This window comes from Aeromicrobium sp., assembly GCF_049586495.1.
Classification (GTDB): domain Bacteria; phylum Actinomycetota; class Actinomycetes; order Propionibacteriales; family Nocardioidaceae; genus Aeromicrobium.
Genome location: NZ_JBAVCB010000193.1, coordinates 1 through 2,538 on the forward strand (window position 1 = coordinate 1; position 2,538 = coordinate 2,538).

The window sequence follows — 2,538 nt, forward strand, 5'->3', positions numbered from 1 at the left end:
CCCAGATGCTGGAGTCGATGATCACCTCGCCGCGGCCGACGCGCGCCGAGGCCTCCGACGTCGCCAACGCCGTTCTCGACGGGGCCGACGCGGTCATGCTGTCGGGCGAGACCAGCGTCGGCGACTACCCTGTCGAGACCGTCCGCATCATGTCTCGCATCATCGAGTCGACCGAAGACCACGGCCTGCCCCGCATGGCCGCCTTCACCTGGACGCCGCGGACCACCACCGGCATCGTCTGCCGCGCTGCCAGCCAAGTGGCTGAGTCCGTCGAGGCCCGCATGACGGTCGCGTTCACCACCACCGGCGACTCAGCGCGGCGCATGGCCCGCTACCGCTCGCGCATTCCCGTCATCGCCTTCACCCCGGATCCGCTCACGCGCAATCAGCTGGCTCTCACCTGGGGGATCGAGACTTTCCTGGTCCCCGAGGTGAAGTACACCGACCAGATGGTCATGCAGGTCGACAAGGCGCTGCTCGAGATCGAGAAGTGTGGGATCGGCGAGCGGGTGGTCATCGTGGCTGGCGCACCTCCGGGCATTCCGGGATCCACCAATGCCCTACGCATCCACAACATGGGTGACGCCATCAACAAGGTCGTGCCGGCCTATGAGAACCCCGACGACCGCTGATCTCGACGTGCCGACTGTGCTGGTGAACGTCACGACGTGCCGACTGTGCTGCTGAGCGTCACGACGTGCCGACTGTGCTGCTGAGCGTCACCACGTGCCGACTGTGGGAGTCGAACCCACACGCCCTTTCGGACAACGGTTTTTGAGACCGTCGCGTCTACCATTCCGCCAAGTCGGCTTGCGCCCACAAGCGCCCGATAACCTTCTCACGTGAGCATCCCTGGCAGCACATCGACACCTTCTGGAGCACCGCGTGTCGTCATCGCCGAGGACGAGGCGTTGATTCGGCTCGACCTGGCCGAGATGCTGACCGAAGAGGGATACGACGTGGTCGGCGCGGCCGGGGACGGTGAGCAGGCCGTCGCCCTGGCCATCGAGCATCAGCCCGATCTGGTCGTGATGGACGTCAAGATGCCCAAGCTCGACGGCATTGCCGCTGCGGCGCAGATCGCCCACGCCAAGATCGCGCCCGTCGTGATGCTCACGGCCTTCAGCCAGCGCGAGCTGGTGGAGCGGGCCCGCGAGGCAGGTGCCATGGCCTACGTGGTCAAGCCCTTCGGCCGATCCGACCTGGTTCCGGCCATCGAGATGGCCCGGAGCCGCTTTGCCGAGATGATGGCGCTCGAGGCCGAAGTCGACGAACTGACCGAGCGACTCGAGACCCGCAAGATGGTCGAGCGCGCCAAGGCGGTCCTGCAGCAGACTCGCGGCATGAGCGAGCCTGAAGCATTCAGCTGGATCCAGCACACAGCCATGGATCTGCGTCTGACGATGCTCCAGGTGGCCACGACGGTCATGCAGAACAGCTCGACGGTGACCGAGGAACCCCAGCAGCCCTAGCTGCGGGCGGTTTGCGGTTACAAGTTGGCTAAGTTTCCCGCCACTTCGGATTCTCCGGCACATGTGACCCGGAGAAAGACTAGCGTTCGCCATGAGCGACGCGGGTGTTACCTGCGTCACGACATCCACACAAATCCGGAGGATTGATGAAGCGCAATTCCCACGTGCTCCGCCTCGGCGCGGTCGCGGCCGCCAGTGCACTCGTGCTGGCCGCCTGTGGCAGCGACGAGTCGGGCGACAACGCATCGGGCGACAAGCCTGCCAAGAAGGGCGACGGCACCCTGACGATCGGCACCCTGCTGCCCGTCACCGGCAGCCTGGCGTTCCTCGGCCCGCCCGAGTTCGCTGGCGTCGACCTGGCCGTCAAGGACATCAACGCCGCTGGTGGCGTGCTCGGCAAGGACGTCGTCACGGTTCGTGGCGACTCCGGTGACACCGACAACGGCATCGCGCCGGCTGAGTCAGACAAGCTGATCAAGGCCAAGTCCGATGTCATCATCGGTGCCGCCTCGTCCGGTGTGTCGCTGACCGTGATCGACAAGATCATGTCCGCTGGCGTTGTCATGTACTCGCCGGCCAACACGTCGACCGCGTTCGACGAGGGCGACTACGCCAAGCCCGACCTGTACTTCCGCGACGCTCCGTCCGACGTCCTCCAGGGCGCCGTGATGGCGAACCTGCTGGTCAAGGACGGCCGTCAGAACGTCGCCATCCTGGCTCGCCAGGATGCGTACGGCGAGGTGCTGGCCTCCGAAGTCAGCAAGAACCTCGAGTCGGCCGGTTCCAAGGTCGCGATCAACGAGCTCTACAGCGAGAAGGACGGCCCGAGCGACACGCAGATCTCTGCTGTTGCCGATGCCAAGCCCGACGCTGTCGTGCTGATCGCGTTCGACGAGACCACGTCGATCATCCCGAAGCTGGTCAAGGCTGGCGCTGGCCCGCAGGCCGTTCCGACGTACTTCGTCGACGGCAACACCGCCAGCTACGCCAAGGACGCCACGACGCCGCTGCCCCCGGGCACGCTCGAGGGCACCAAGGGCACCATCCCCGGTGCCGAGGCCAAGGG

The 2,538-nt window shown here is 65.8% G+C and carries 3 protein-coding genes and 1 tRNA gene; 3 read left to right on the forward strand and 1 reads right to left on the reverse strand.

What is annotated here, in order from left to right; all coding sequences use genetic code 11:
• Positions 1-632: pyruvate kinase (locus WB508_RS10150; protein ID WP_423844765.1), on the forward strand; the 632-nt coding region annotated here is incomplete at its 5' end.
• A 95-nt stretch (positions 633-727) separates the two neighbouring features.
• Here WB508_RS10150 and WB508_RS10155 read toward each other — a convergent pair.
• Positions 728-810 (reverse strand) — tRNA-Leu (locus WB508_RS10155).
• 32 nt (positions 811-842) lie between these two features.
• On the opposite strand from WB508_RS10155, the gene WB508_RS10160 reads away from it, so the two are divergent.
• Together WB508_RS10160 and WB508_RS10165 are read left to right on the forward strand one after the other, a co-directional pair.
• Positions 843-1,472 (forward strand): ANTAR domain-containing response regulator, encoded by a 630-nt coding sequence (locus tag WB508_RS10160; RefSeq protein ID WP_423844766.1) that lies wholly within the window; start codon positions 843-845, stop codon positions 1,470-1,472.
• 146 nt (positions 1,473-1,618) lie between these two features.
• Positions 1,619-2,538: ABC transporter substrate-binding protein (locus WB508_RS10165; RefSeq protein WP_423844767.1), on the forward strand; the 920-nt coding region annotated here is incomplete at its 3' end.